Raw genomic sequence first — 21,770 nt, forward strand, 5'->3', positions numbered from 1 at the left:
AAACAGTCTACTCGTCGGCGTCGAGAATCCCGTGGCTCTCGAAGAGCTTTCCGAGTCGGTCCATGGAGGCGACGACGGCGTCGCAGGCCGGGCGGACCGCGTCCTTGGGGACGAAGCCGACCGAGAGGCCGGCGACTTCGAGCATCGGGAGGTCGTTCGCGCCGTCGCCGACCGCGACGGTTCGGTCCATCGGGACCTCGTGTTCGGCGGCGTGATTCTCCAGCGCCGTGTCCTTCGTGCCCTCGATGAGCGACCCCTCCACGTCGCCGGTGAGTCGGCCGCCCTTCACGGGCAGGCGGTTCGAGACGATGTCGTCGACCTCGACGCCCTCCTTTTCGAGCGCGCGCTCGACGCCGCGTTCGAACCCCCCGGTGAAGATGGCGACGTGGTGGCCGTAGTCGCGGAGACGCCGGATGAGGTCGGCCGCGCCGGGGCGGAGTTCGACCTCGCTGTAGGCCTCCTCGGCGAGTTCCTCTTCGAGGCCTTCGAGGAGGCGGGCGCGCGAGCGCAGGCTCTCCGCGTAGCTCATCTCGTCGTTCATGGCCCGCTCGGTGATGTCGGCCATCTCGTCGGCCGTGCCGTTCTTCTTGCCGAGGAGGACCGTCATCTCGGAGTCCGAGAGCGTGCCGTCGAAGTCGAAGGCGATGATGCGCATATCTGCCCGTCGTCGCCGCGGGGTTTCAAAGCTTCCGCGTCGGCAGTTATGCGGCGGGGGAGGGGCGCTGGCGAGCCGCCCCCGGCGGGAAACGGGGGGCGGCCGCGCACAGCTATTTACCCGTCGTCTCCCTGACAAGCACGTATGGACGACCCCCACGACGCCGAACACGAGACGCTCAGCGACGTCGAAGCCGACCTGGCCGACGATTTCGGCGACGAGGGCGACAGCCCGCTCCGACAGTTCGTCCGAAGCCTCCGCGACCTCGACGACGCCGACGTGCGCGCGGTCGGTCAGTACGACGGCGAGGCGTTCGAACTCCTCTACCTCCGCGACGACATCGACGACGCCCTCGACGCCGACGCCCGAACAGAGCGCGTGAAGGCGCTCGTGATGAAGGCGCTCAGCGAACCCGTCAACGAACCCGGACTCGACGACTACGGCCAGTTGAACGCAGTCGTCAGGTGGTTCGACGAAGTCGTCGTCGCCATCTACCCCAACGACGAGTGGTCGGGAGCCATCGCGACGTTCGACCGGGCGAACTCGCCGCTTGTCGACCCCGCGGTGAAACACCTCTCGTGAGGCCGGCCGAGAGACGACGGCCGCGACGCCCGCTCAGATTCGAACCGGCGTCCACGACCGCGGGCCGTCGTCGAGTCCGCGAACCCGGAACTCCGGGTCGCCGTCGGTGTCGCGCGTCTCGACGAAGCCGTCGAACGGCTGTTTGAGGAGCGCGAGTTCGCGCTCGTCGACGAAGCCGGTGTCGAGCGTGAAGACGCCGGTAAACCCCGCCGCGGAGATGCGGCCCGTGATGACGTGCAGGAACTGGAACAGCCGCTTGAGGTCGGTGTACATCACGAGCGTCGAGAGGACGTGCAGGCCGACGCGGGCCGACCGGTTCGCCTCGTGGTGCTCCCGGAGCGACTGAGTCAGGTGGATGCCGATGCCGGTCAGGTCGCCGGGGCTGGAGACGTACCGGAGGTTGCCCGCGTCGGAGCGGTCGCCGAGGAGGTCGGCGACGCTCGTCGTGTCGATGACCTCGAACTGCTCCGGGGGCGACCCACTGATGTACGATAGCTCCTGTGCGATGCTCGGGGCGGGCTTCTTCGTCGTCACGACGACCGTCCCCGCGTCGTCGCGCTCGCCGGGCGCGAGCATCGAGAGCATGAGCCGACGCTTCCGCGTCATCGTCGGGCCGGCGATGAGCACGGACCCGGTGTCCGGAAGCGACACCTCGGGCGACCGCGTCGCCGGCGAAGCGTTCTCGGGACGGAAGACCATCTACCGAATCTACCGGAGTCGTGCAGATAATACTAGTGGGGCGAACGACCGCGCCGCCCGAACCGTGCGAGACAGTCTCAATGTCACGATATCGGCCGTTGTGACAACCCTTAACCCGAATGGGTCTGACGCTACGCGCATGAAGGTACTCGTCACGGACCCGATCGCCGACGCGGGTCTGGATCGGCTACGCGAGGCCGGTTACGAGGTAGAGACCGCGTACGACGTCGAAGGTGACGCCCTGCTCGAAGCCGTCTCCGACGCGAACGGGCTCATCGTCCGCTCCGGAACGCAGGTGACCGCCGAGGTGTTCGAGGCGGCTCCCGACCTCGTCATCGTCGGACGCGCCGGCATCGGCGTCGACAACATCGACATCGACGCCGCGACCCAACACGGCGTCATCGTCGCCAACGCGCCCGAGGGGAACGTCCGCGCCGCCGCCGAGCACACCGTCGCGATGGGCTTCGCCGCCGCGCGCTCGATTCCGCAGGCCCACGCCCGCCTCAAGGACGGCGAGTGGGCCAAGTCCGACTACCTCGGCAACGAGGTCAACGGCAAGACCCTCGGCGTCGTCGGCCTCGGCCGCGTCGGCCAGGAGGTCGCGAAGAAGTTCTCGTCGCTCGGGATGGACATCGTCGCCTACGACCCCTACATCGGCGAGGAGCGCGCCGACCAGCTCGGTGCCGAACTCGTCGAGTTCGACGCCTGTCTCGCCCGCGCCGACTTCCTCACCGTCCACACGCCGCTGACCCCCGAGACGGAGGGGCTCATCTCCACCGACGAACTCGAAACGATGGGGAGCGGCTACCTCATCAACTGCGCCCGCGGCGGCGTCGTCGACGAGGCCGCCCTCGCCGAGGCCGTCGACGCCGGCGTCATCGACGGGGCCGCGGTCGACGTGTTCGCCGACGAACCCGTCTCGCCCGACAACCCGCTTCTCTCCGTCGACGACGTGGTCGTCACGCCGCACCTCGGCGCGTCCACCTCGGCCGCACAGGAGAACGTCGCCGTCTCGACGGCCGACCAAATCGTCGCCGCGTTCCGCGACGAACCCGTCATCAACGCGCTCAACGCGCCGTCGGTCGACGAGAGCGCCTTCCCGCGCATCCAGCCGTACATCGGTCTCGCCGAGACCGCCGGGAAAATCGCCGCTCAACTGCTCGACGGTCGCCTCGGCGAAGTCGAGGTCACCTACACCGGCGACATCGCCGCCGAGGACATCGAACTCGTCACGGCCTCCGCGCTGAAGGGCGTCTTCGCGCCGCTCGAATGGCAGGTCAACGCCGTCAACGCCCCGCAGGTCGCCAAGGAGCGCGGCATCGAGGTCGTCGAGTCGAAGTCCCGCCAGTCGGACGACTTCCAGAGCCTCGTGACCGTCACCGTCCGCAACGGCGACGAGGAGATGACCGTCTCCGGGACGCTTTTCACCGGCGAGGACCCGCGCATCGTCCGCATCAACGGCTACCGGCTGGACGCCATCCCGTACGGCCAGATGCTCGTCGCCCGCAACTACGACAAGCCGGGCGTCATCGGCTTCATCGGGACCGTCCTCGGCGAGAACGACGTGAACATCGCCGGGATGTTCAACGCCCGCCGCGCGAAGGCCGGCGGCGAGGCGCTGACCGTCTACAACCTCGACGACGACGTGCCGGACGACGTTCGGGAGAAACTCCTCGCCGACGACCGCATCATCGACGTGGACCTCATCACGCTCTGAAGCGGGCGGCCCGCGCCTCTTTCTGAGAAACGACTACGACCGAAACGACGCTACCGCCGGCCGAGCGCCGACGCGACTCTCTCGACCACGCGCCCGACGGCGGCTTGCACCGCGGCGGCCGCGTCCGACTCGTCGCCCGAGCGACGAGACAGGTCGTTCGACCGGCCCGAGCGGTCGGGCGTCCGCTGACGGCCGCGGCCGCGGCCGCGACTCTCGGCCAGCAACTGTTCGTAGTGGTCGATTATCTCCTGTTGGTCCGCATCGGCGTTCTCAAGACGCTCGCTGAGTCGAGCGTTCGCGCGGCGAAGCGCCTCGTTCTCGCGCTGGAGCGACTCTCGGCTCCGTGCGTCGGTGGCCGACGACGGGCGGCGGCCGCGCGACTGCTGACGACCGCGCGACTGCGAGGCCGTGGACGCCTGTGCTGACGCGGTGGTTGCGCGTGAGGGGGAGGATGCTGACGCGGTGGTTGCGCGTGAGGACGAGGGCGCTGACGAGGCCGTGGATGCGCGGGTGGACGCGGCCGAAGACGCGGGGGCTGAGGCGGCCGAAGACGCGGGGGCTGAGGCGGCCGAAGACGCGGTTTCGGACGGCCCGTTCTCGATTCCGTCCGGCGGGTACGTTCTCGAACCGGCCCCGTCCCGACTGACGGTCCCGGTCGGCATGCTGCTGAGCGACATCGTGTGGCACAACGTACCACAGAATGAAAAGGATGCGTCAGACGCGCACCCGACGCGCGTCATCGTGCCCGGGGTGACCGCTCCGTCGGTCGCCGAGGGCGGACGGCGCGCCTACTCGGCGAGGTGTTCGAGCACCGCTTCGGTGTCGTTCGGGACGGGTTCGGGGTCGTCGCCCGCCTCGAACGCCGCGTCGGGGTCCTTCAGCAGGTGGCCCGTCGTGAGACAGACGACCTGTTCGTCCGCGTCGACGACGCCCTCGGCGCGGAGCTTTCGGAGGCCGGCGACGGAGGCGGCGGAGGCGGGTTCGACGCCGACGCCCTCGGCCGCGAGGTCGCGCTGTGCCTCGGTGATTTCCTCGTCGGAGACGGCGACGGCCGTGCCGTCCGTCTCGCGGATGCCGGGGAGCGCCTTCGGCGCGTTGACCGGGTTGCCGATGCGGATGGCGGTCGCGCGCGTCTCGACGTCCTCCCAGCGGCGGGTCTCGTCCCAGCCGTTCTCGACGGCCTCGACCATCGGGGCCGCGCCCTCGGCCTGTACGCCGGTCAGCTTCGGCACGTCCTCGACGTCGAGCGCGCCCGACTGAACGAGTTCGCGGAACGCCTTGTAGAGCGCCGAGGTGTTGCCCGCGTTACCGACGGGGAGGACGATGCGGTCCGGATAGCCGCCGTAGTCCTCGTGGAACTCTTCGAGGATTTCGAGGCCGATGGTCTTCTGGCCCTCAAGCCGGAAGGGGTTCAGCGAGTTGAGGAGGTACGCCTCGCCGCGGGCGGCGAGGTCCTGGACGATGTCGAGACAGGAGTCGAAGTTGCCGTCGACTTCGAGGATTCGGGCGTCGTGAAGCGACGCCTGCGCGATTTTCCCGGCGGCGACCTTGCCGGCGGGGAGGAGCACGAGCGTCTCCATCCCGCCGCGCGCGCCGTAGGCGGCGAGCGCGGCCGAGGTGTTCCCGGTCGAGGCACAGGCGAGGCGGCCGACGCCGAGTTCCTTCGCCACGCGGACGCCGACGGTCATGCCGCGGTCCTTGAACGAGCCGGTGGGGTTCATCCCCTCGTGTTTGACGCGGAGCGTCTCGACGCCCACGTCGGCTTCGAGGCGCGGGACCTCGTGGAGGGGCGTCGCGCCCTCGGGGAGCGAAACGCCCTCCTCGAAGGGGAGCGCGGCGTTGTAGCGCCAGACGCCGCGGCCCTCGAAGTCGTCCCACGTCGGCGGGGAGGCGTAGCGGACTTCGAGGAGGCCGTCGCAGTCGTCGCAGGTGTACCGAACGTCCTCGAACGGCGCGAACTGCGCGCCGCACGCGATACATTCGAGCCAGGTGCCGTCGTCGGCGACGGATGGCTCCTCGGGGGCGGGTGCCGTGAGTTCGAGGCTCATTGCTCGGGCGGTGGCACCAGAGGGACAAAAGCGGGCGGGTTTGGGCGGCACCTGCCGGGCGACGGACTCGCCGGGAGCGCGGTCGACCGGGGAGAGCTACGACTCGCCGAAGGCGTCGATGCGGGCGTGTACGTCCTCTGCCCACTCGTCGAGCGCGGCGTGCATCATCTCTTTGGCCTCGGGGAGCGGCGTCGCCGTGTACTGGTAGACGTAACCGCCGGGGTCGAGCAGGCGGCGCTTGCGCTCGGTGAGGCCCTTGTCGAGGAGCGTCGTCAGCGAGCGGTTGACGTTGCTCCGGTCGCGGTCGAGCACCTCCGCGAGTTCGGCGACGGTGCTCCCGGGGTTGTCGAGTAGTGCGAGATACGTCCGGCTCTCGTGGCTCTGGATGCCGAAGACGCACGCGAGGACCTGTCCGAAGTTCGGGTCCTCGGTCTCCATCAGTTCGCCCATGTCCGGTGCGTCGGCCATGCACACCTGTTCGCCGTGCGCCGGATTAAACCCTCACCTACAGGCGAGCGAGCGGTCGGGGCCGGACGGGACGCCGCGGCTACTCCGCCTTCGCGTAGCCCATCTTCAGCACGCACGCCCGCATCCCGTCTTCGTCTTCGTGTTTGTGGAGCGTCGTCGGCGTGTCGCAGTAAAAGACCGTGCCGTCGTGGCGGAGCGTCACCTCGTGGACGCCGCCGAGCAGCTCCGCTCGGACGACGACCCGGCGGCCCTCGCGGAGCGCGTCGAGGATTTCGTCTGCGGTCAGTTCGCCGGACTCGACTCGGAGCGGCTCGGGCATACCGGAGGGTCGCGGGCGAGCGCTATCAGTATTGTCGATGGCGGCGAGTGCCGACAGGAACGCGTGCCGACAGCGGGCGGCGAGTCGAGCCGAAACCGGACCCGACTCAGTTCGTCGTCCAGTTGGACCGGTGTTCCTCGTCCGTCGTCGGCACCTCCACGCCCTCGACGGCCTCCGCGACTTCGGTCTCCTTCGGCGTGTCGATGTGCCAGCGGTCGATTTCGTCCTCGAAGCCCCGCAGCGTCTCCGACACCTTCGACTTCAGCTCGTCGTCGTTGACGTTCACCTCGAAGACGAACCGCTCGTCGCCGGAGCCGCGGCCGACCCGCTGGATGTTCGCGCTCACGAGTTCGTTGTCGAAGTAGTACGGGGCCAACTGGGTCATCACGTTGCGGTAGACCGTGTCCTCGACCTTCCGCAGCGCCTTCCGCCCGGCGGAGTCGGCCGCGCGAGCGACGTAGTTGATGGAGTCCTGCCACGACTCGACGGCCCCCTCGTTGTCGCCCTCTTCGACCCGCTCGTAGGACCGAGAGAGCTTCTCTCCCGCCGTTTTGAGGTCGTCGTTGGGCGTCTTGCCCGCCTTCTCGCCCTCGCCCTCGCCGACGCTGGCCTGCTGGGCAGTCTTCTCGTTTACGTCCTCGCCGAGTCGCTCGTGGGACTTGGGTCGCCACTCGTCCCAGTCGTCGAAGGCGTCGCCGTCGACGTCGGCGTCGCGGAGCGCGCGGGTGATTCGCTCCCCGTGTTCGACGACCTCGTCCCAGGTGCCACGGCGTTTGAACCCGGAGATGCTCTCTTCCATTGTCGTTGACGGGACTACGTGCCAGACGGTATAAACTCTACGAGGAGACAGGTTCGCACACGGGTGAGAACGTCTAGCGGTCGCCGTAGACGAACCGCTCTGCGGCCGCGTCGAGGCGGGCCGACACCCGACCGAGCCACGCCGTCGGCGACGCGGCCCGGAGCGCCGACTCGTCGAGTTCGATTCGGTCGTCGCCGAACGGGTCGCGGTCCCCGCTCGCGGCGGCGTCCACGACGGTGGTCATCGAACACCGGCCGCACGCCTCTCGGGTCGAGTCTCCCATGCGCCGGGGTTCGGAACCTTCACGAATAAACCTTGGTTTCCGGGCGGGTCGCGACGGGCTTATACGGTCGAACGTGTTGCTCCGTCTCATGGGATATCGCGTCGTGGACGCAACCGCCGTCGAGCCCGCCGACGACCGCCCGTGCGAACTCCGCCGCATCGGCGGCGAGGGCGGCTTAGAGACCGTCGCGCTCAACCGCTTCCGGGCCGCCCCCGGCGAGCAGGTGCCGCTTTCGTACCACTACCACACCGAACAGGAGGAGGCCTTCTACGTCCTCTCGGGCACGCTGTTCGTCGAGACGCCGGACGAGACGTTCGAAGTCGGCGCCGACGGCCTGTTCGTCGCCGACCCGGAGAGCCCGCACCGGGCGTACAACCCCGAGGACGCCGACGAGCCGGTCGAACTGCTCGCGCTCGGCTCGCCGGCCGTGTCGGGCGACGCCGTTCCCTACGACCCCGACGAGGAATGAGGAGCGTCGAACCCGAGGACGCCGAGGGAGCCGGAACGCAGGACGAGCCGAGCGGGGCGGACGCGTCGGTTTCGGGGCCGGCCCTCGACCGCCCCGAGTGGGACGACGAGTACCTCGACCGAGTCGCCGAGCGACTCATGTACAACTACGACTTGGAGCGGGAGTACGCCGTCCGCGGCGAGCGGTTCGACCTGTTCGGCTCGATGCGGATGGAGAGCCAAAAGCAGTTCCTCCACCGGTCTATCAACTACGCCAACCACCACGCGATGGAGTACATGTTCGCGCGGCGGGTCGAGTCGGCGACGGTCGCCGAACTCGAACGGCTCGTCGAACTGGGTCACGCGCTCGCCGACGAGTGGATAGAACCCGACGAGGAGCACTACGGGACGGACTTCACGTTCGTGCTCGTCGCCGACGCGGTGCCGGAGGAAGTCCGGACGTTCGTGTCCGAGTTCGCCGACCGGACGCTCCTGAAGTTCGGCTACTACGGCCACTACGAGGTGAACGTCGCCGTCGTCGCGCCGGCAGACGAGGACGCCGTCGCCAGCCGCAACGCCGACTCGGTCGCCGCGTTCACGCTCTGGACCGACGGCTCGCCGGCGGTCTCAGACGGGCTGTTAGGCCGGGTCCTCGGGAAGTTGCGTCGGTAAGAAAAAACGGAGTCGAAGGGTCGGCGGTCAGAGGCCGAGCGGCGAACGACCGCGCGTCAGTCGTCGCCCGGTTGCGGGCGACCGCCGCTACCGCCACCGCCGCCCGAACTCCGGGCGTCTTTGATGTTGTCGTAGCCGATTTTCGCCAGCGACAGCGCCAGATAGACGAGCACCAGCGCGAGGACGATTTGGACGACCGCCGACACCATCGCGAAGGTGCCCGCCGAGGCCATCCACTCGGGGTTCAGGAACTTCGCGTAGAGGTTGTCGTGGAACGCGAGCCACAGCAGGCCGAGCGACGTGATGGTCGTCATGAGCGCCATCGGCAGGCCCGTGCTGAGAAGCTGTTTGGAGTCGTCCCAGTTGGCCAGCCAGACGGTCGCGGTCAGGAGCGCCAGCGCGGCGAGAAGCTGGTTCGCGCCGCCGAACAACTGCCAGAGCGTCAGCCACGAGCCGCTGGTGATGAGGATGTACGCCGGCAGCGACTGCACGAACGCGTTGCCGTAGCGGTTGGTCGCGAACTCCTCGACCGGCGTCTCGGGCGTCCCGACGATTTCCTCCATCATGTAGCGACCGAGGCGAACCGCCGTGTCGGTCGACGTGAGGAGGAAACTGACCAGCACGAGGGCCATGAACGGCCCGCCGAAGGAGGTCGGGATGCCGAAGCTCGACAGGATGACGCCGCCGCCCGCGGCGAACGTCGGGAGCGCGAGGCCGATACCGCCGCCCACGTCGGGCGCGATGATGGCGACCGTCGCCAGCGCGACGGTTGCGAGGAGGCCCTCGCCGAGCATGCCGCCGTAGCCGATGACGCGCGCGTCGGACTCCTTGTTCAGTTGCTTCGAGGTCGTGCCCGACGAGACGAGCGAGTGGAACCCGCTGATGGTCCCGCAGGCGATGGTGATGAACAGAAGCGGGAACAGCGGCGCGCCGGAGCGGCCGATGAACCCGTAGTACGGTTCGAGGTTCGTCACGAGCGGCTGGGTCGGAGTCGTGAAGAACGTGCCCGCGACGATGGCGACGAGCGCGCCGCCGACGCCCGCGTACAGCAGGAACGACGAGAGGTAGTCGCGCGGTTGCAAAAGCACCCAGACCGGGAGGGCGCTCGCAATCGCCCCGTAGACGAGGATGAGCGGCACCCACGCCGCGGTGTTCCCGTTGAACGAACTCGCGCCGGGGAGCCACGACCCGGAGCCGGAGAACAGGACGAACGTCTCGGCGGGCGCGCGGGCCGCGGGTTCGAACAGCGCAACCGGGTACTGAATCCCCGCGTAGACGCCGACGAACATCGCCACGACGAACACGAACGTCCCGAGCAGGAACGGGAGGTTCAGCTGGTAGAGGTAGATGCCGAACAGCACCGCGAGGACGATGTACACCAGACTCGCCGTGGCCGCCTCCGGATAGGCGTTGAACACGATGGCCACCACGAGGGCGAACACCGCGACGACGAGGACGATGGTGAGAAACGCGAACCACAACAGCATGTTCTTGCCGCGCTCGCCGACGTACTCGCCGATGATGTAGCCGATGGACTTCCCGTCGTGTCGCAGGCTGCTCGACAGCGACACGAAGTCGTGGACGCTCCCGAGAAGCGGGTTGCCGATGGCGATCCACGCGAGCGCGGGAACCCAGCCCCACACAACGCCCGCCGTAATCGGTCCGACAATCGGCGCGCCGCCCGCGATGCTCGAATAGTGATGCCCCAGTAACACCGGCTTTTTCGCCGGAACGTATTCTTGACCGTCTTCGTACTTGTGCGCTGGCGTCTCACGACTGTCGTCGAGTTCGACGAACTGCGCGAGATATCGGGAGTAACCGAGATACCCGACGGTAAACAACGCGAGTACCGTGACGACCAACCAAATGACTTGTACCATGGTACGCTGCCCCACTCGGTGACACGAAAATGCCCACCTTAACATTAACGATAGATAGGAATGTATCGTGTTCGAACGACAGGTTCAATCGGCGAGGGACGCCGAAAATTATCACCGCGGGGTCGGTTTACCCACCTACTGAACGTCGGGCGAGGTGTCGATGTCGAGTTCGGCCGCCACCTCGCCCAAGAAGTCACCCTTGACCTCGGCGACCCGCGTCTCGACGGCGGCGACGAGCGGCGGTGAAAAATTCTCGCGGAGGTCGGCGAGTCGTTCGCGCTCTGTCTTGACTCGCCCGCGCAAGAACGTCGCGCCCCGGCCCGACTCGTCGGGGTCGGGTTCGGGCGTGAGGCGGTTGACCGCGAGACCGCGCACGTCGAGGCCGTAGGAGTCGAGTTGGTCGATGGCGCGCTCGGTCTCGCGCAGCGACAGTTCGTCGGGGTTCACGACGAGGAAGAACGCGGCGTCGTCCTGTAGCGTCGCCTTGGCGAACGAGAAGTCGTCGCGGCGCTGTTCGAGGCGGGCGATGATGGGGTCGCCGTCCATCATGCGCCGGGGTTCGTTGTTGCCGATAGCGGCGCGTTCGAACAGTTTGACCGACTCCTTGCGCTTGTGGAGGAGCCGCTGAACCCAGCCGTCGAGGTACTCCGGCAGGGAGAGCAGTCGGAGCGTCCCGCCGGTCGGCGAGGTGTCGAAGACGACCCGGTCGTAGTCGTCCGCCGAGCGCATCACGTCGATGAAGCGGTCGAACAGCGCCGACTCGTACGCGCCGGGCGTCTGGTGAGCCATCTCTATCTGCCGGTCTATCTCGTTGACCATCGCCGGGCTGACCTGGTCGCCCATCGCCCGCTTTGTCTCCATGAGATGTTCGCGCACCTCGGTCTCGGGGTCGATTTCCATCGCGTCGAGGTTCGGCTCGCCGGCGACGGCCGCGGGCTCGTCGGTAAAGGACTGGTCGAACACGTCGCTCGTGCTGTGAGCCGGGTCGGTCGAGACGAGGAGCGTCCGGACGCCGTCGCGGGCGCACTTGACCGCGTAAGCGCTGGACATCGTGGTCTTGCCGACGCCGCCTTTGCCGCCGAAGAAAACGAATTTGCGCATGTTAGAAGTGATACTGGTGGCCCTTGCGTTCGAGGAGCGACCCGCGGTCCCACATCCGCCGCTCCCACGCCTCGAACTCGTCTTCGAGGTACGGGAGCAGTTCGGCGGTGTAGTACGAGATGGGCGAGGGGATGCCGAACGCGTCGGGGAAGCACGCGAGCATGAACGCGTCCTCGTCGTCCTCGGCCTGCTTTTCTATCTTCTCGTAGGCGGGGTGCGAAATCATCCCGTGGTAGAGACCGCGGAGCCACTCTTCGACGAGTTCGCGGAAGGATTCGATGCGCGCGGCGAGCGTCATCAGTTTACACACTCACCCGTTTTCGGACAAAAGGGTATCGTTCACGAACGTCCGCGCTGGTTACCTGCGATTTCATATGTGCGGCCCCGGTAGGCCCGCTCATGAACGCGGGGGAGACGATTCCGGTGACGGTGCTCGGCGGGAGTCTCGGGGCGGGCAAGACGACGCTTCTCAACCACCTGTTGACGAACGCCGGCGACCGCGACATCGCCGTCCTCGTCAACGACATGGGCTCCGTGAACGTCGACGCCGAACTGGTCGCCGAGGAGTCCGACCTCGCGGTCGGCGACGGCGTGACCGAACTCTCGAACGGCTGTATCTGCTGTGAGCTTCAGGACGACCTCGAAACCGCGGTCGTCCGCCTCGCGCGCGAGCGGTCGTTCGACCACCTCGTCGTGGAGGCCTCGGGCGTCTCGGAGCCCGGCCCGGTCGCCCGGCTGTTCGTCACCTCCCGGGCGGCCGCCCGCTACGACGTGGCCGGCCTCGCCACCGTCGTCGACTCGCGGCTGTTCGCCGACACCTTCGGCGACGGCGACCCCGACCGCACCGTCGCCGAGGAGGGAGACGGCTCGGTGCGCCCGCTTTCGGACCTCCTCGTCGAGCAGGTCGAGAGCGCGGACCTCGTCGTCCTCAACAAGCGCGACCTCGTCTCCGACGCGGAACTCGCGGCGGTCCGCGACGCGGTCGAGGCGCTCCGCCCCGGCGCGACCGTCGTGGAGACGACCCACGGCGACGTGGACGTGGATTTGCTCCTCTCGGACCTCCACGACCCCGACGCGCCCGTCGGCTGGCGGGCGGCGCTGGAGGGTGACGCGGAAGGGAACGAGGGCGACCGAGACGGCCACGGCCACGGCGACCACGGCGATGCAGACCACGGCGACCACGACCACGACCACAGCCGCGACGACACCCCCCACGCCGAGGCGACCTACGGCGTCACCTCGTTCGTCTACCGTCGCCGGGCACCGCTCGACCCCGACGGCGCGGCCGAGGTTCTCGGGGACCTCCCGGATTCGGTCGTCCGCGCCAAGGGCTCGCTGTGGGTCGCCGGGGCCGAGGACGTACACTTCACCTACAGTCAGGCCGGCCCGTCGGCGTACGTCGCCGCCGCCGGCCCGTGGGTCGCCTCGCGCCCCGAGTTCGAACAGGACACCTACCGCCGCAACCACCCCGAACTCGACTGGCACGACGACCACGGCGACAGGCGGACCGAACTGGTGTTCATCGGCCGCGGGATGGACGAAGACGCGCTCTCGGCCGCGCTCGACGCCCACCTGCTCGACCCCGGCGCGTCCGCCGACGCCGGCGACTACCCGACCGACCCCGGCGAGGAGGTCGCGCTCGCGGAACCGACTCGGGAGCGCGAGTCGACCCCGACCGCCGACGCGGCCCCGGAGGGCGGCCGATGAGCGGCGAGTCGGAGCGAGCCGGCGACGACGAGGAGCGCGGAGAGGAGATAGAGTGGGGCGAGGGCGACCCGCGGGTGCTGTTCGTCATGAACCTCGTCCTCTCGACGGCGTTCGCGGCGGTCGTCGTCTACGGCCTGTCGTACATCGACCTCGCGGCCTTCTCGGCCGTTAACGTCGCGTCGGCGGCGCTCGTGCTCACGGCGGTCACGTACCTCGTGACGAACTGAAACCGCCGGATGCGTCGCCGACCCATTCTACGCGTGAACTACCCGCAGGGCACCGCTGGCGGCCGATAGCCGCATTTATGTCCTTCGGGGAACCGCCTTCTCAGTAAGATGCCCATCGAAGACCGAGACGACGCGTACCTCATCACGCACGCGCTGGCGAAGGACACGCTCTCGCGCCTCCGGGACGTGGAGACGACGCAGGTCGCCTTCCGGAAAGGCCTCGTCAAACTCGGCCGCATCTGTGGCTACGAGATAATCGACGGCGCGATGGAGACCGAGTACGTCACCATCCAGACCCCGCTGGCCGAGACGACCGGCGAGCGCGTGAAGGGACTCGACAACGTCGTCATCATCAACGTGCTCCGCGCCGCGACGCCGTTCGTGGAGGGACTGCTCAAGGCGTTCCCGCGGGCGAAACAGGGCGTCATCTCCGCCGGCCGCGACGAGGAGGCGGGGATGGACGACGACGGCGGCTTCCCCATCACCATCGACTACGTGAAGCTCCCCGAAATCACGGAGAAAGACACCGTCATCGTGGCCGACCCGATGCTCGCCACCGGCTCGACGATGTGCTCGGTCCTCGACCACATCCTCGACAACGCCGGCGTCGACCCCGAGAAGCTGTTCGTCCTCTCGGCGGTCTCCGCGCCCGACGGCCTGCTCCGCGTCGACAACGAGTTCCCCGAGGTCGACCTGCTGACGGTCGCCATCGACGACTACCTCGACGACGACGGCTACATCGTCCCCGGACTGGGCGACGCCGGCGACCGCGCGTTCCGCACGACGTAACTCGGTCACGTCCCGTCGCGCCTCGCTTCGACGCGCGGGAGTCGCGGACGGCCGCCTCGGCCGCCGACCCGGATTCGGGTAACGACTAAGTTACCGCCCGCGCACCTCCGACGCATGGACGAACCTCGCGCCACCGGAGGGAGCAGACGATGAGCGACCCGTGCGATGGCTGTGGGCGGGCGGTCGAAGACGCCCTCGCCCGCGCGGTCCAGTTGCAGGTCGACGGCTCGACCGTCGACGACCAGCGACTCTGCCCGACCTGCTTCGCCGACTGGATAACCCGATACGAAGAACAGATGTCGCCCAAGCAGTCGTCGGACGACTCCGCGGACTCCGAGATAATCGTCGACTGACGGCATCGGGCCGGTGGCCGCGTTCCCGACGCCCGCCGTCCGAACCCCTTCTCTTCGGGTCGAAAACGAGCCTCCGGCGGTCGGTCTTCGTTCGAGTCGAACGTCCCGAACCGGACCCCCGTAGACTACTGTGAGATGCGTTCTCATGGGGTTCCCCGGGGACGGGACCCGACTCGCCGAACCCCTTCGTTTCGAGTCGAAGTCCCGCGAACGCACGGGACGAATTCGAAGGCGAACGCGGAGAGGCCGGCGCGTCGAGACTCGACGAATCGAACCGACAGCCCGAGACTGAAGTCCTCTTCCGACCGGCCAGTCCAGGGATGCGACTCGTTATCGAATTACTATTCAAAATTCGGTAATTATGTGGCAGTATCGGCGGGAAAATCGCGATTAGCTGGTCATTGACATGAACAACCATAAATACGCATCGCGTCGAATAGGACTGTATGACTCGGAAGCTTGACCGCCGACAGTTTATCGCAGCGACAGGTGCCGCTGGCCTCGCCGGACTCGCCGGCTGTTCCGGCGGCGGCGGCGAAGAGACGACCACGACGACGACCGAATCCGGCGGCGAAGAGACCACTACCGCCGACGAGGAGACGACGACCGAATCCGGCGGTAACGGTGGTACGGAGAGCCGACTCTCGTGGCACGCCGGCGGGACGGGCGGCACGTACTACCCCCTCTCGAACGAGTTCAAGTCGGTCGTCGAGTCGCAGACCGACTTCACGCTTCAGGTGCAGTCCACCGGCGCGTCCGTCGAGAACGTCGGTAGTCTCGCCCGCGGCGACGCGGACTTCGCGCTGATTCAGAACGACGTCGCCTACTTCGCCCGCAACGGCGAGGGCATCGAGGCGTTCCAGGGCAGCCCCGTCGAGAACCTCCGCGGCGTCGCCACGCTCTACCCCGAGACGATTCACATCGTCACGCTCGCGGACACGGGCATCGAGACGCCCTCTGACCTCTCCGGTGCGACCATCAACACCGGCGACCTCGGTTCGGGCACGCAGGTCAACGCGACCCAGATTCTCGAAGCCCTCGGCATCTCCGACTACAGCGAGCAGAACACCGGCTTCTCGCAGGCCTCCGACCAGCTGAAGAACGGCGACATCGACGCCGCGTTCGTCGTCGGCGGCTGGCCGGTCGGTGCCATCGAGGAGCTCGCCGCGACCGAGGACGTCCGCATCGTCCCCATCGAGGGCGACAACCGCACGGCCGTCAAGGACGCCGCGCCGTTCTACGCCGACGACGAGGTCCCGTCGGGCACCTACGGGCTGGAGAACCCCGCCCCGACCGTCTCGGTTCAGGCCATGATCGCGACCAACGCCGAACAGCCCGAGGCGACCGTCGAAGCGGTCACCGACGCCATCTTCGACAACGTCGACCAGCTCACCATCAAGACGGAGTTCATCTCCAAGGAGAGCGCACAGGACGGTATGTCCATCGAGCTCCACCCCGGCGCGCAGGCCTACTTCGGCTAACGCGGGACGCTTCGATTCACTTTCGAACAGCGGTTTCCTACCCACCTTTCGATGCTTGATTCGACTCCCACACGTCTCCTCGTCGTAGTCGCGGTGCTGGCGCTCGCTGTCGGCGGAAGCGCCGCCGTCCCGGCCGGACAGGTGCTCGTCGTCGAAGACGCCGAGACCGGCGAGCGACTACAGACGATGCCGGTCGAAGAGAACACGACCGTCGCGCTCGAATACACCCACAGCGTCGAGAAGACGCGCGTCCTCGACGCCTACGCGGTTCGGAACGGCGAGCTCGTCATGACCAAAATGGAGTTCAAATCCTACGGCGCGGGACTCCCCGCTCGGGCGAACGTGACGACCGAGAACGGTTCGTTCGTCTTCGACCCCGAGGGGAGCTACGAGGATCTGTACGTCAAACCCGGTCGCATCGCCGGCCACAAACTACACGTCGGTGACCGGACCTACGACCTCGTAGCGCTCTCCGACGCGCGCTCGGTCCGCCTGTACGTCACGCACCGCTCCGTCCTCGACGCCGCCCTCCACTGACCAACGATGAACCGAACACACGACGAGGGCCGAACCGACGGCCCCGACGACCAACGCGACTCCCGGCCCGACCCGGAGACCGACGCGGCACCGGCCGACCCGCCGGTTCGAACCGACGGCGGCGAGTCGCCCGCGGACGACGACCGCGAGGCCGGGAGTACCGACGAAGAACTATCCGAAGAAGAGGCACAGGAGATGCTGGAGGGCATCGACCGGAAGCGGACGCTCTCGGGGTGGGCGGCGATTCTCACGTCGCTCGTCGCAATCTCGTTTTCCGTCTTCCAGTCGTGGCTGGCCGCCCGCGGCTTCGAGTTCGCCGCGACGCTGCCGCTCGTCGGCGAGGTGTCGCTGGGGGCGCTCCAACTCCTGCAGGTGAACTCGATTCACGTCGCCTTCGCGCTCGTGTTGGCGTTCGTCCTCTTCCCGCCGACGACCGGCCACGGCAGGTTCGCCACGGCGCTCGGCCGCGTGGTCCCGAGCCTCGCGTCGAGCCTCGGCGAGGACCACCCGCTCACCCGCGGTGCGGCGGGCCTCCGCCGGTTCGTCCGGTGGCTCGCGGTCGACCCCGAACGCGAGCGCGTGACGCCGCTCGACGTGTTCTGCATCGTACTCGCCGTCGCCACGGCGGCCTACATGGTGTTCGAGTGGTCCGAGATACAGCAACTTCGCGTGTTCGGACTCGAAGCCGGTCGGACGGTCGCCGAGTACCTCGGCGCACCGTTCGTCTCGCTGTCCGAGACGCTCGGCCCGCTGGGCTTCCTCGCCGACGCGGTCGTCGCGGTCATCGGCGTGCTCCCCTTCGCGGACGTGTCCTACCCGTTCTTCCTCGGCGCGGTCGGCGTCCTCCTCGTCCTGGAGGCGACCCGCCGCTCGCTCGGGTTCTACCTGATGGTCATCGTCGCCTCGTTCATCGTCTACGCGAAGTTCGGCTACCTCATCTCGCCGTCGATGCCGCTGGTCGGCGTGCTGTCCATCCCCGAGGGGTCGTGGGCGAACATCGTCCAGAACCTCTGGTACAACACCGAAAACGGCGTCTTCGGCATCCCGGTCACCGTCTCCGTGCAGTTCATCTACATCTTCATCCTGTTCGGGGCGTTCCTGGAGATGTCGGGGGCCGGCCAGTGGTTCATCGACCTCGCGTACGCCGCGACCGGGACCCGAAAGGGCGGCCCGGCGAAGGCGTCTATCCTCGCGTCCGGCTTCATGGGAACCATCTCCGGCTCCTCCATCGCTAACACGGTGACGACCGGCGCGTTCACCATCCCGCTGATGAAGCGCTCCGGCTACCGCTCGGAGTTCGCCGGGGCCGTCGAGGCCTCCGCCTCCTCCGGCGGGCAGATTCTCCCGCCGGTGATGGGCGCGGCGGCGTTCCTCATGATTGAGTTCATCGGCGTCCCCTTCTCCGACATCATCATCGCGGCGGCCATCCCCGCCGTGGTGTTCTTCTTCGGCGTGTGGGTGATGGTCCACCTCGAAGCGACCCGGGCGGGCATCGGCGGCCTCGACCGCTCCGAGGTCGTCGACCTCGGCAAGCACCTCTCCCGCGGGTGGTTCTACCTCATCCCGCTCGTGTTGCTCATGTACTACCTGCTCGTCGAGCGCCTGACGGTCGCGCGCTCGGCGTGGTTCACGCTCATCGCCATCATGGCGCTTCTGTCCGTCGTCGCGGCGTACAGCAAGCGGACCCGCGTCCCCCTCTTGGGCGCTATCGCGGCGGCGTTCGTCGCGCAACTCGGCTCGTACGTCGCCACCGGCGTCGGCATCGTCGACGCGGTCACCGGCGGGAGCGGCGAACCGCTGGGCGCGACTGCCGCGCTGTTCGCCGCGGCCGGCGACCTCGGCATCATCGCCATCTTCATCAGCCTCGTCGTGATGCTCGTCCGGCCGGCGCTCGACTCGCCGCTGTTGGAGTTCGACGACGCGGTCGACGAAGCGGCCGACAACGTCGCCAACGCCGTCTCGCGGCCGTCGCTGTCCGACCTGAACGTCTTCCGCTACGTGACGTTCATCGGGAAGTCGATGGACTCCGGCGCGCGCACCTCGACCGAGGTCGTCGTCGCCGTCGCCGCCGCGGGCATCATCCCCGGCGTCGTCAGCGCGACCGGCCTCGGCCCGAACCTGACCGCGCTCATCAAGGCGGTCGCCGGCGGCTCTATCGTCCTCCTGCTGCTTTTCACCGCCATCGCCTCCATCATCCTCGGGATGGGGATGCCGACGACGGTGACGTACATCATCCTCGTCTCGCTGCTCGGGCCGGCTATCGCGCAGTCGTCCGACATTCCACTGCTCGCGGCCCACCTGTTCATCCTCTACTTCGGGGTGATAGCGGACATCACACCGCCGGTGGCGGTCGCGGCGTACGCCGCCTCCGGCATCGCCCGGTCCAACCCGTTCCGGACCGGGACGAAGGCGTTCTCGCTGTCGCTCAACAAGGCCATCGTGCCCTTCGCGTTCGCCCTCACGCCGGGCATCCTGCTCCTCCGCGGACGGGGCGAGGCCGCGGCGGTCATCACGTTCGCCGACGTGGCCGACGTGGGCTACTTCGTCCCCGAGGTGGTCATCCCGGTGGCGGGCGTCTTCGTCGGCGTCGTCGGGCTGGGCGCGACCGTCATCGGCTACCTCTACAGCCGCGTGTCGCAGACCGAACGCGCCCTGTTCGCCCTCTCGGCGTTCCTCCTCATGGCACCGATGCTGCTTCTGAACGCCGTGTACGACCTCGGCGGCTTCCTCGGCCTCGTCGGCGAGGTCCCCAACACGGTCCCCGTCGACCTCGCTATGCGCGCGGCCGGCGGGGCGCTGTTCGGCGCGCTGGCCGTGAAGAACCGCCGCGAGGCGGGCGACAAGGCCGCGCCGACCCCCGCGGAACAGGTAGAGCCGACTGACTGAGCGGGGACGACCGAGTCGGCTCGGGGCGACTCGGTCCCCGCCGAACGAGACGCGATCGACTCAGAACCGCGTGACACCGAAGCGGTCGAGCGCCGGGTCGGCCGCCTCGTCGCGGACGGCGTCCGCGACCAGTTTTCCGCTGTACGGTCCCAACTGGAGACCCGTCGGGCCGTGACCCGTACAGAGCGAGACGCCGGCCACGCCGGGGACCGGCCCGAGGACCGGACGCCCGTCGGGAGTCAGGGGCCGGAGGCCGACCCGCGCGGTCCGAAGCGAGGCGTCCGCGAGGCCGGGCGCGACGCGGAGGACCTCCTCGAACACCTCGTTCAACCCGGCGACGGTCGTCCGCGGGACGTAGCCCGAGCCGGTCTCTCTCGTCGCGCCGGCGGCGACCCGGCCGTCGTCCCACGGCACCATGTAGTGGCCGCGGAAGGGGCTCACGATGGGCCAGCCGTCCGTGTCGGCCTCGACGTCGAGGTGGACGATTTGGCCGCGCTGTGGTTCGACCGGGACGTCGACGCCGAGTTGCGACCCGAACGCCGCGGACCACGCGCCGCCCGCGACGACGACGTGGTCGGCGTCGATTCGCCCGCCGGATTCGAGTTCGACGCTCTCGACGCGGTCGCCGGCGACGACGAGGCGCTCGACGCTAGCCGCCTCCTCGACGAGGCCGTGCGTCCGCGCGGCCCGGCGAAGCGCGCCCTCGAACTCCCGGCCGTCCACGCGGGCGGCGTCCTCGGAGAAGAACGCGCGTTCCACGTCGGCGAGCGGCGGGAACCGCGCGTTCGCCGCCGCGGGGTCGAGTTCGCGGACCGTCCCCGGCTCCGGCACTCCGAATCGCTCCTGTCGGTCGCGGACGCGTTCGAGCGTCTCCTCGAAGGCCGCCACCTCCGCGTCGTCGACGGCGACACCGAGGACGCCGCGCTCGGCGTACCCGTGCGGCCCGTCTTGGTCGCGTTCGAGCGCGGCGACGAGTTCGTCGTAGTAGGCGACGGCTTCGACGGCGTACTCGACCCACATCTCGTCGTCTCGGCTGGTCGTCCCCGGCGAGAGGATGCCCGCGCCCGCGTCTGTCGCGCGGCCCTCGTCGGCCCGGTCGACGAGGAGCGTCTCGACGCCCTCGCGGGCGAGGTGGTAGGCGACGGACGAGCCGACGATGCCGCCGCCGACCACGACCGCCTCGTATCGGTCTGTCATAGCGGTGCCACGGTGAGACCGGGCCTTAGTCTACCGCTCCCGGAAGTCGAGGCCGGCAGGCCGACTGGCCGGCGACGAGAGAGAAGAGCGAAACGAGAGAGACCAGAAGGCGGGGGGACGGTTCGACGAGCGAACCGGCGGGCGAGCGAAAACGCGGCCGCGTTACTCGATGTCCGCGCGGCCGCTGGTCGCGCTTCGGATGCGGTCGCGGAGGTCCGGGCCGTCCTCGACGGGGACGCGGACCGCGAAGGAGACGTCGGCCTCGTAGGCGGCCTCGAACTCGACGCCCGCGCTCTCTAAGAGCCCGCGGACGCTCCCCGAGTCGTCGTACTCGACGGTCGCGGTGAACCGCTCGTGAGGGATCTCCTCGACGACGCCCGCGGCGTCGAGCGCCTCCTTCACGGCCCGGGAGTACGCGCGAGCGAGGCCGCCGACGCCGAGGTTGGTGCCGCCGTAGTAGCGCGTCACGACGGCGGCGACGTTGCGCACGTCTTGCTGAACGAGAACGTTGAGCGCCGGTTTGCCCGACGAGCCGCTCGGCTCGCCGTCGTCGCTCTGGTACTCGCGGAGCATGACGCTCCCCCCGCCGGGCACCGACGACGAGGCCGACCCCGCGGGCACCCGGTAGGCGGGGACGTTGTGGGTGGCGTCGGGGTGGCGCTCCTCGATTTCGGCGACGAACGCCTCCGCCTCCTCGACCGTCTCCGCGGGGGAGACGTAGCCGATGAACTCCGAGCCGTTGACCTCGAAGCGGGCGTCGGCCCGGCCGGCGACGGTTCGATAGGCGTCGGTCATGCCACCGAGTTGGCGGCGCGGCGTGGAAAAGCGTTCGCACCGTGTCGTCGGCGAACCGACGCGGGCGTCGGGGAGGGAGGGCGACGGGGGCGCGGACCGAACGCGACGCGCTACTGACCGCAGGCGTC

General features: G+C 68.5%; 24 protein-coding genes. 11 read left to right on the forward strand and 13 right to left on the reverse strand.

The window, feature by feature from the left end; genetic code table 11:
* Window positions 1-7: 7 nt before the first annotated feature.
* Window positions 8-655 carry a phosphoserine phosphatase SerB gene (gene serB / locus BN996_RS02790; RefSeq protein ID WP_089777069.1) on the reverse strand — a complete coding sequence of 216 codons (648 nt, stop codon included), beginning with the start codon at window positions 653-655 and terminating at the stop codon, window positions 8-10.
* Between the two features lie 144 nt (window positions 656-799).
* Between serB and BN996_RS02795 the strand changes: the two genes are divergently transcribed.
* Window positions 800-1,237, forward strand: a complete 438-nt coding sequence (locus BN996_RS02795; protein ID WP_089777070.1) for a DUF7522 family protein — start codon at window positions 800-802, stop codon at window positions 1,235-1,237.
* Window positions 1,238-1,270: 33 nt separating this feature from the next.
* Here the strand turns inward: BN996_RS02795 and BN996_RS02800 are convergent, their stop codons facing one another.
* Window positions 1,271-1,936: a DUF7504 family protein gene (locus BN996_RS02800; protein WP_089777071.1), complete on the reverse strand. Its 666-nt coding sequence runs from the start codon at window positions 1,934-1,936 to the stop codon at window positions 1,271-1,273.
* Between the two features lie 139 nt (window positions 1,937-2,075).
* Here BN996_RS02800 and serA point away from each other — a divergent pair, with 139 nt between their 5' ends.
* Entirely contained in the window at window positions 2,076-3,653 is a 1,578-nt protein-coding gene (gene serA / locus BN996_RS02805; RefSeq protein ID WP_089777072.1) for a phosphoglycerate dehydrogenase, read from the forward strand.
* A 50-nt stretch (window positions 3,654-3,703) separates the two neighbouring features.
* On the opposite strand, the gene BN996_RS02810 is transcribed toward serA, so the two are convergent.
* The 6 genes from BN996_RS02810 to BN996_RS02835 form a co-directional block, all read right to left on the reverse strand.
* Window positions 3,704-4,330, reverse strand: a complete 627-nt coding sequence (locus BN996_RS02810) for a hypothetical protein (RefSeq protein ID WP_089777073.1) — start codon at window positions 4,328-4,330, stop codon at window positions 3,704-3,706.
* A 111-nt stretch (window positions 4,331-4,441) separates the two neighbouring features.
* Window positions 4,442-5,701 (reverse strand): threonine synthase, encoded by a 1,260-nt coding sequence (thrC, locus tag BN996_RS02815; protein ID WP_089777074.1) that lies wholly within the window; start codon window positions 5,699-5,701, stop codon window positions 4,442-4,444.
* A 96-nt stretch (window positions 5,702-5,797) separates the two neighbouring features.
* Complete coding sequence (locus BN996_RS02820; protein ID WP_004044838.1) at window positions 5,798-6,169, reverse strand: helix-turn-helix domain-containing protein; 372 nt, start codon at window positions 6,167-6,169, stop codon at window positions 5,798-5,800.
* A gap of 79 nt (window positions 6,170-6,248) precedes the next feature.
* Window positions 6,249-6,488: a DUF8001 family protein gene (locus tag BN996_RS02825; RefSeq protein ID WP_089777075.1), complete on the reverse strand. Its 240-nt coding sequence runs from the start codon at window positions 6,486-6,488 to the stop codon at window positions 6,249-6,251.
* A 106-nt stretch (window positions 6,489-6,594) separates the two neighbouring features.
* Window positions 6,595-7,287, reverse strand: coding sequence for a DUF5828 family protein (locus BN996_RS02830; RefSeq protein WP_089777076.1), 693 nt, complete (start codon window positions 7,285-7,287; stop codon window positions 6,595-6,597).
* Between the two features lie 73 nt (window positions 7,288-7,360).
* On the reverse strand, window positions 7,361-7,570 hold the full coding sequence (locus tag BN996_RS02835) for a DUF8007 family protein (protein ID WP_089777077.1): 210 nt from the start codon (window positions 7,568-7,570) through the stop codon (window positions 7,361-7,363).
* Between the two features lie 88 nt (window positions 7,571-7,658).
* Between BN996_RS02835 and BN996_RS02840 the strand changes: the two genes are divergently transcribed.
* Window positions 7,659-8,039, forward strand: a complete 381-nt coding sequence (locus BN996_RS02840; RefSeq protein ID WP_089777078.1) for a cupin domain-containing protein — start codon at window positions 7,659-7,661, stop codon at window positions 8,037-8,039.
* Window positions 8,036-8,689, forward strand: a complete 654-nt coding sequence (locus BN996_RS02845) for a DUF8052 family protein (RefSeq protein WP_089777079.1) — start codon at window positions 8,036-8,038, stop codon at window positions 8,687-8,689. The genes BN996_RS02840 and BN996_RS02845 overlap by 4 nt, the downstream gene beginning before the upstream one ends.
* Window positions 8,690-8,745: 56 nt before the next feature.
* Here the strand turns inward: BN996_RS02845 and BN996_RS02850 are convergent, their stop codons facing one another.
* The 3 genes from BN996_RS02850 to BN996_RS02860 form a co-directional block, all read right to left on the reverse strand.
* Window positions 8,746-10,569: a carbon starvation CstA family protein gene (locus tag BN996_RS02850; protein ID WP_089777080.1), complete on the reverse strand. Its 1,824-nt coding sequence runs from the start codon at window positions 10,567-10,569 to the stop codon at window positions 8,746-8,748.
* 135 nt (window positions 10,570-10,704) lie between these two features.
* Window positions 10,705-11,670, reverse strand: coding sequence for an ArsA family ATPase (locus BN996_RS02855; protein WP_089777081.1), 966 nt, complete (start codon window positions 11,668-11,670; stop codon window positions 10,705-10,707).
* A 1-nt stretch (window position 11,671) separates the two neighbouring features.
* Window positions 11,672-11,968 (reverse strand): DUF7990 family protein, encoded by a 297-nt coding sequence (locus BN996_RS02860; RefSeq protein WP_004968702.1) that lies wholly within the window; start codon window positions 11,966-11,968, stop codon window positions 11,672-11,674.
* Between the two features lie 101 nt (window positions 11,969-12,069).
* Between BN996_RS02860 and BN996_RS02865 the strand changes: the two genes are divergently transcribed.
* From BN996_RS02865 to BN996_RS02895, 7 genes are all read left to right on the forward strand, one after another.
* Window positions 12,070-13,377 carry a CobW family GTP-binding protein gene (locus BN996_RS02865; protein WP_089777082.1) on the forward strand — a complete coding sequence of 436 codons (1,308 nt, stop codon included), beginning with the start codon at window positions 12,070-12,072 and terminating at the stop codon, window positions 13,375-13,377.
* Window positions 13,374-13,604, forward strand: a complete 231-nt coding sequence (locus tag BN996_RS02870) for a DUF8107 family protein (RefSeq protein WP_089777083.1) — start codon at window positions 13,374-13,376, stop codon at window positions 13,602-13,604. Before BN996_RS02865 ends, BN996_RS02870 begins: the two co-directional genes overlap by 4 nt.
* Before the next feature lie 108 nt (window positions 13,605-13,712).
* A complete protein-coding gene (upp, locus tag BN996_RS02875) occupies window positions 13,713-14,393 on the forward strand; it encodes a uracil phosphoribosyltransferase (protein ID WP_089777084.1) in 681 nt (226 codons plus the stop codon).
* A 149-nt stretch (window positions 14,394-14,542) separates the two neighbouring features.
* Window positions 14,543-14,746, forward strand: a complete 204-nt coding sequence (locus BN996_RS02880; RefSeq protein WP_089777085.1) for a DUF7569 family protein — start codon at window positions 14,543-14,545, stop codon at window positions 14,744-14,746.
* Window positions 14,747-15,192: 446 nt separating this feature from the next.
* Window positions 15,193-16,227 carry a TAXI family TRAP transporter solute-binding subunit gene (locus BN996_RS02885; protein ID WP_089777086.1) on the forward strand — a complete coding sequence of 345 codons (1,035 nt, stop codon included), beginning with the start codon at window positions 15,193-15,195 and terminating at the stop codon, window positions 16,225-16,227.
* A gap of 51 nt (window positions 16,228-16,278) precedes the next feature.
* Complete coding sequence (locus BN996_RS02890; protein WP_089777087.1) at window positions 16,279-16,764, forward strand: DUF1850 domain-containing protein; 486 nt, start codon at window positions 16,279-16,281, stop codon at window positions 16,762-16,764.
* 6 nt (window positions 16,765-16,770) lie between these two features.
* Window positions 16,771-19,650, forward strand: a complete 2,880-nt coding sequence (locus BN996_RS02895) for a TRAP transporter permease (RefSeq protein WP_089777088.1) — start codon at window positions 16,771-16,773, stop codon at window positions 19,648-19,650.
* A gap of 60 nt (window positions 19,651-19,710) precedes the next feature.
* On the opposite strand, the gene BN996_RS02900 is transcribed toward BN996_RS02895, so the two are convergent.
* Together BN996_RS02900 and BN996_RS02905 are read right to left on the reverse strand one after the other, a co-directional pair.
* The gene (locus BN996_RS02900) at window positions 19,711-20,847 is read right to left on the reverse strand and encodes an NAD(P)/FAD-dependent oxidoreductase (RefSeq protein ID WP_089777089.1); all 1,137 of its coding nucleotides are present in this window, start codon (window positions 20,845-20,847) and stop codon (window positions 19,711-19,713) included.
* A 162-nt stretch (window positions 20,848-21,009) separates the two neighbouring features.
* Window positions 21,010-21,642: an IMPACT family protein gene (locus BN996_RS02905; protein WP_089777090.1), complete on the reverse strand. Its 633-nt coding sequence runs from the start codon at window positions 21,640-21,642 to the stop codon at window positions 21,010-21,012.
* Window positions 21,643-21,770: the final 128 nt, after the last annotated feature.

Origin of the sequence: Haloferax massiliensis (assembly GCF_001368915.1) — an archaeon.
Lineage (GTDB): Archaea > Halobacteriota > Halobacteria > Halobacteriales > Haloferacaceae > Haloferax > Haloferax massiliensis.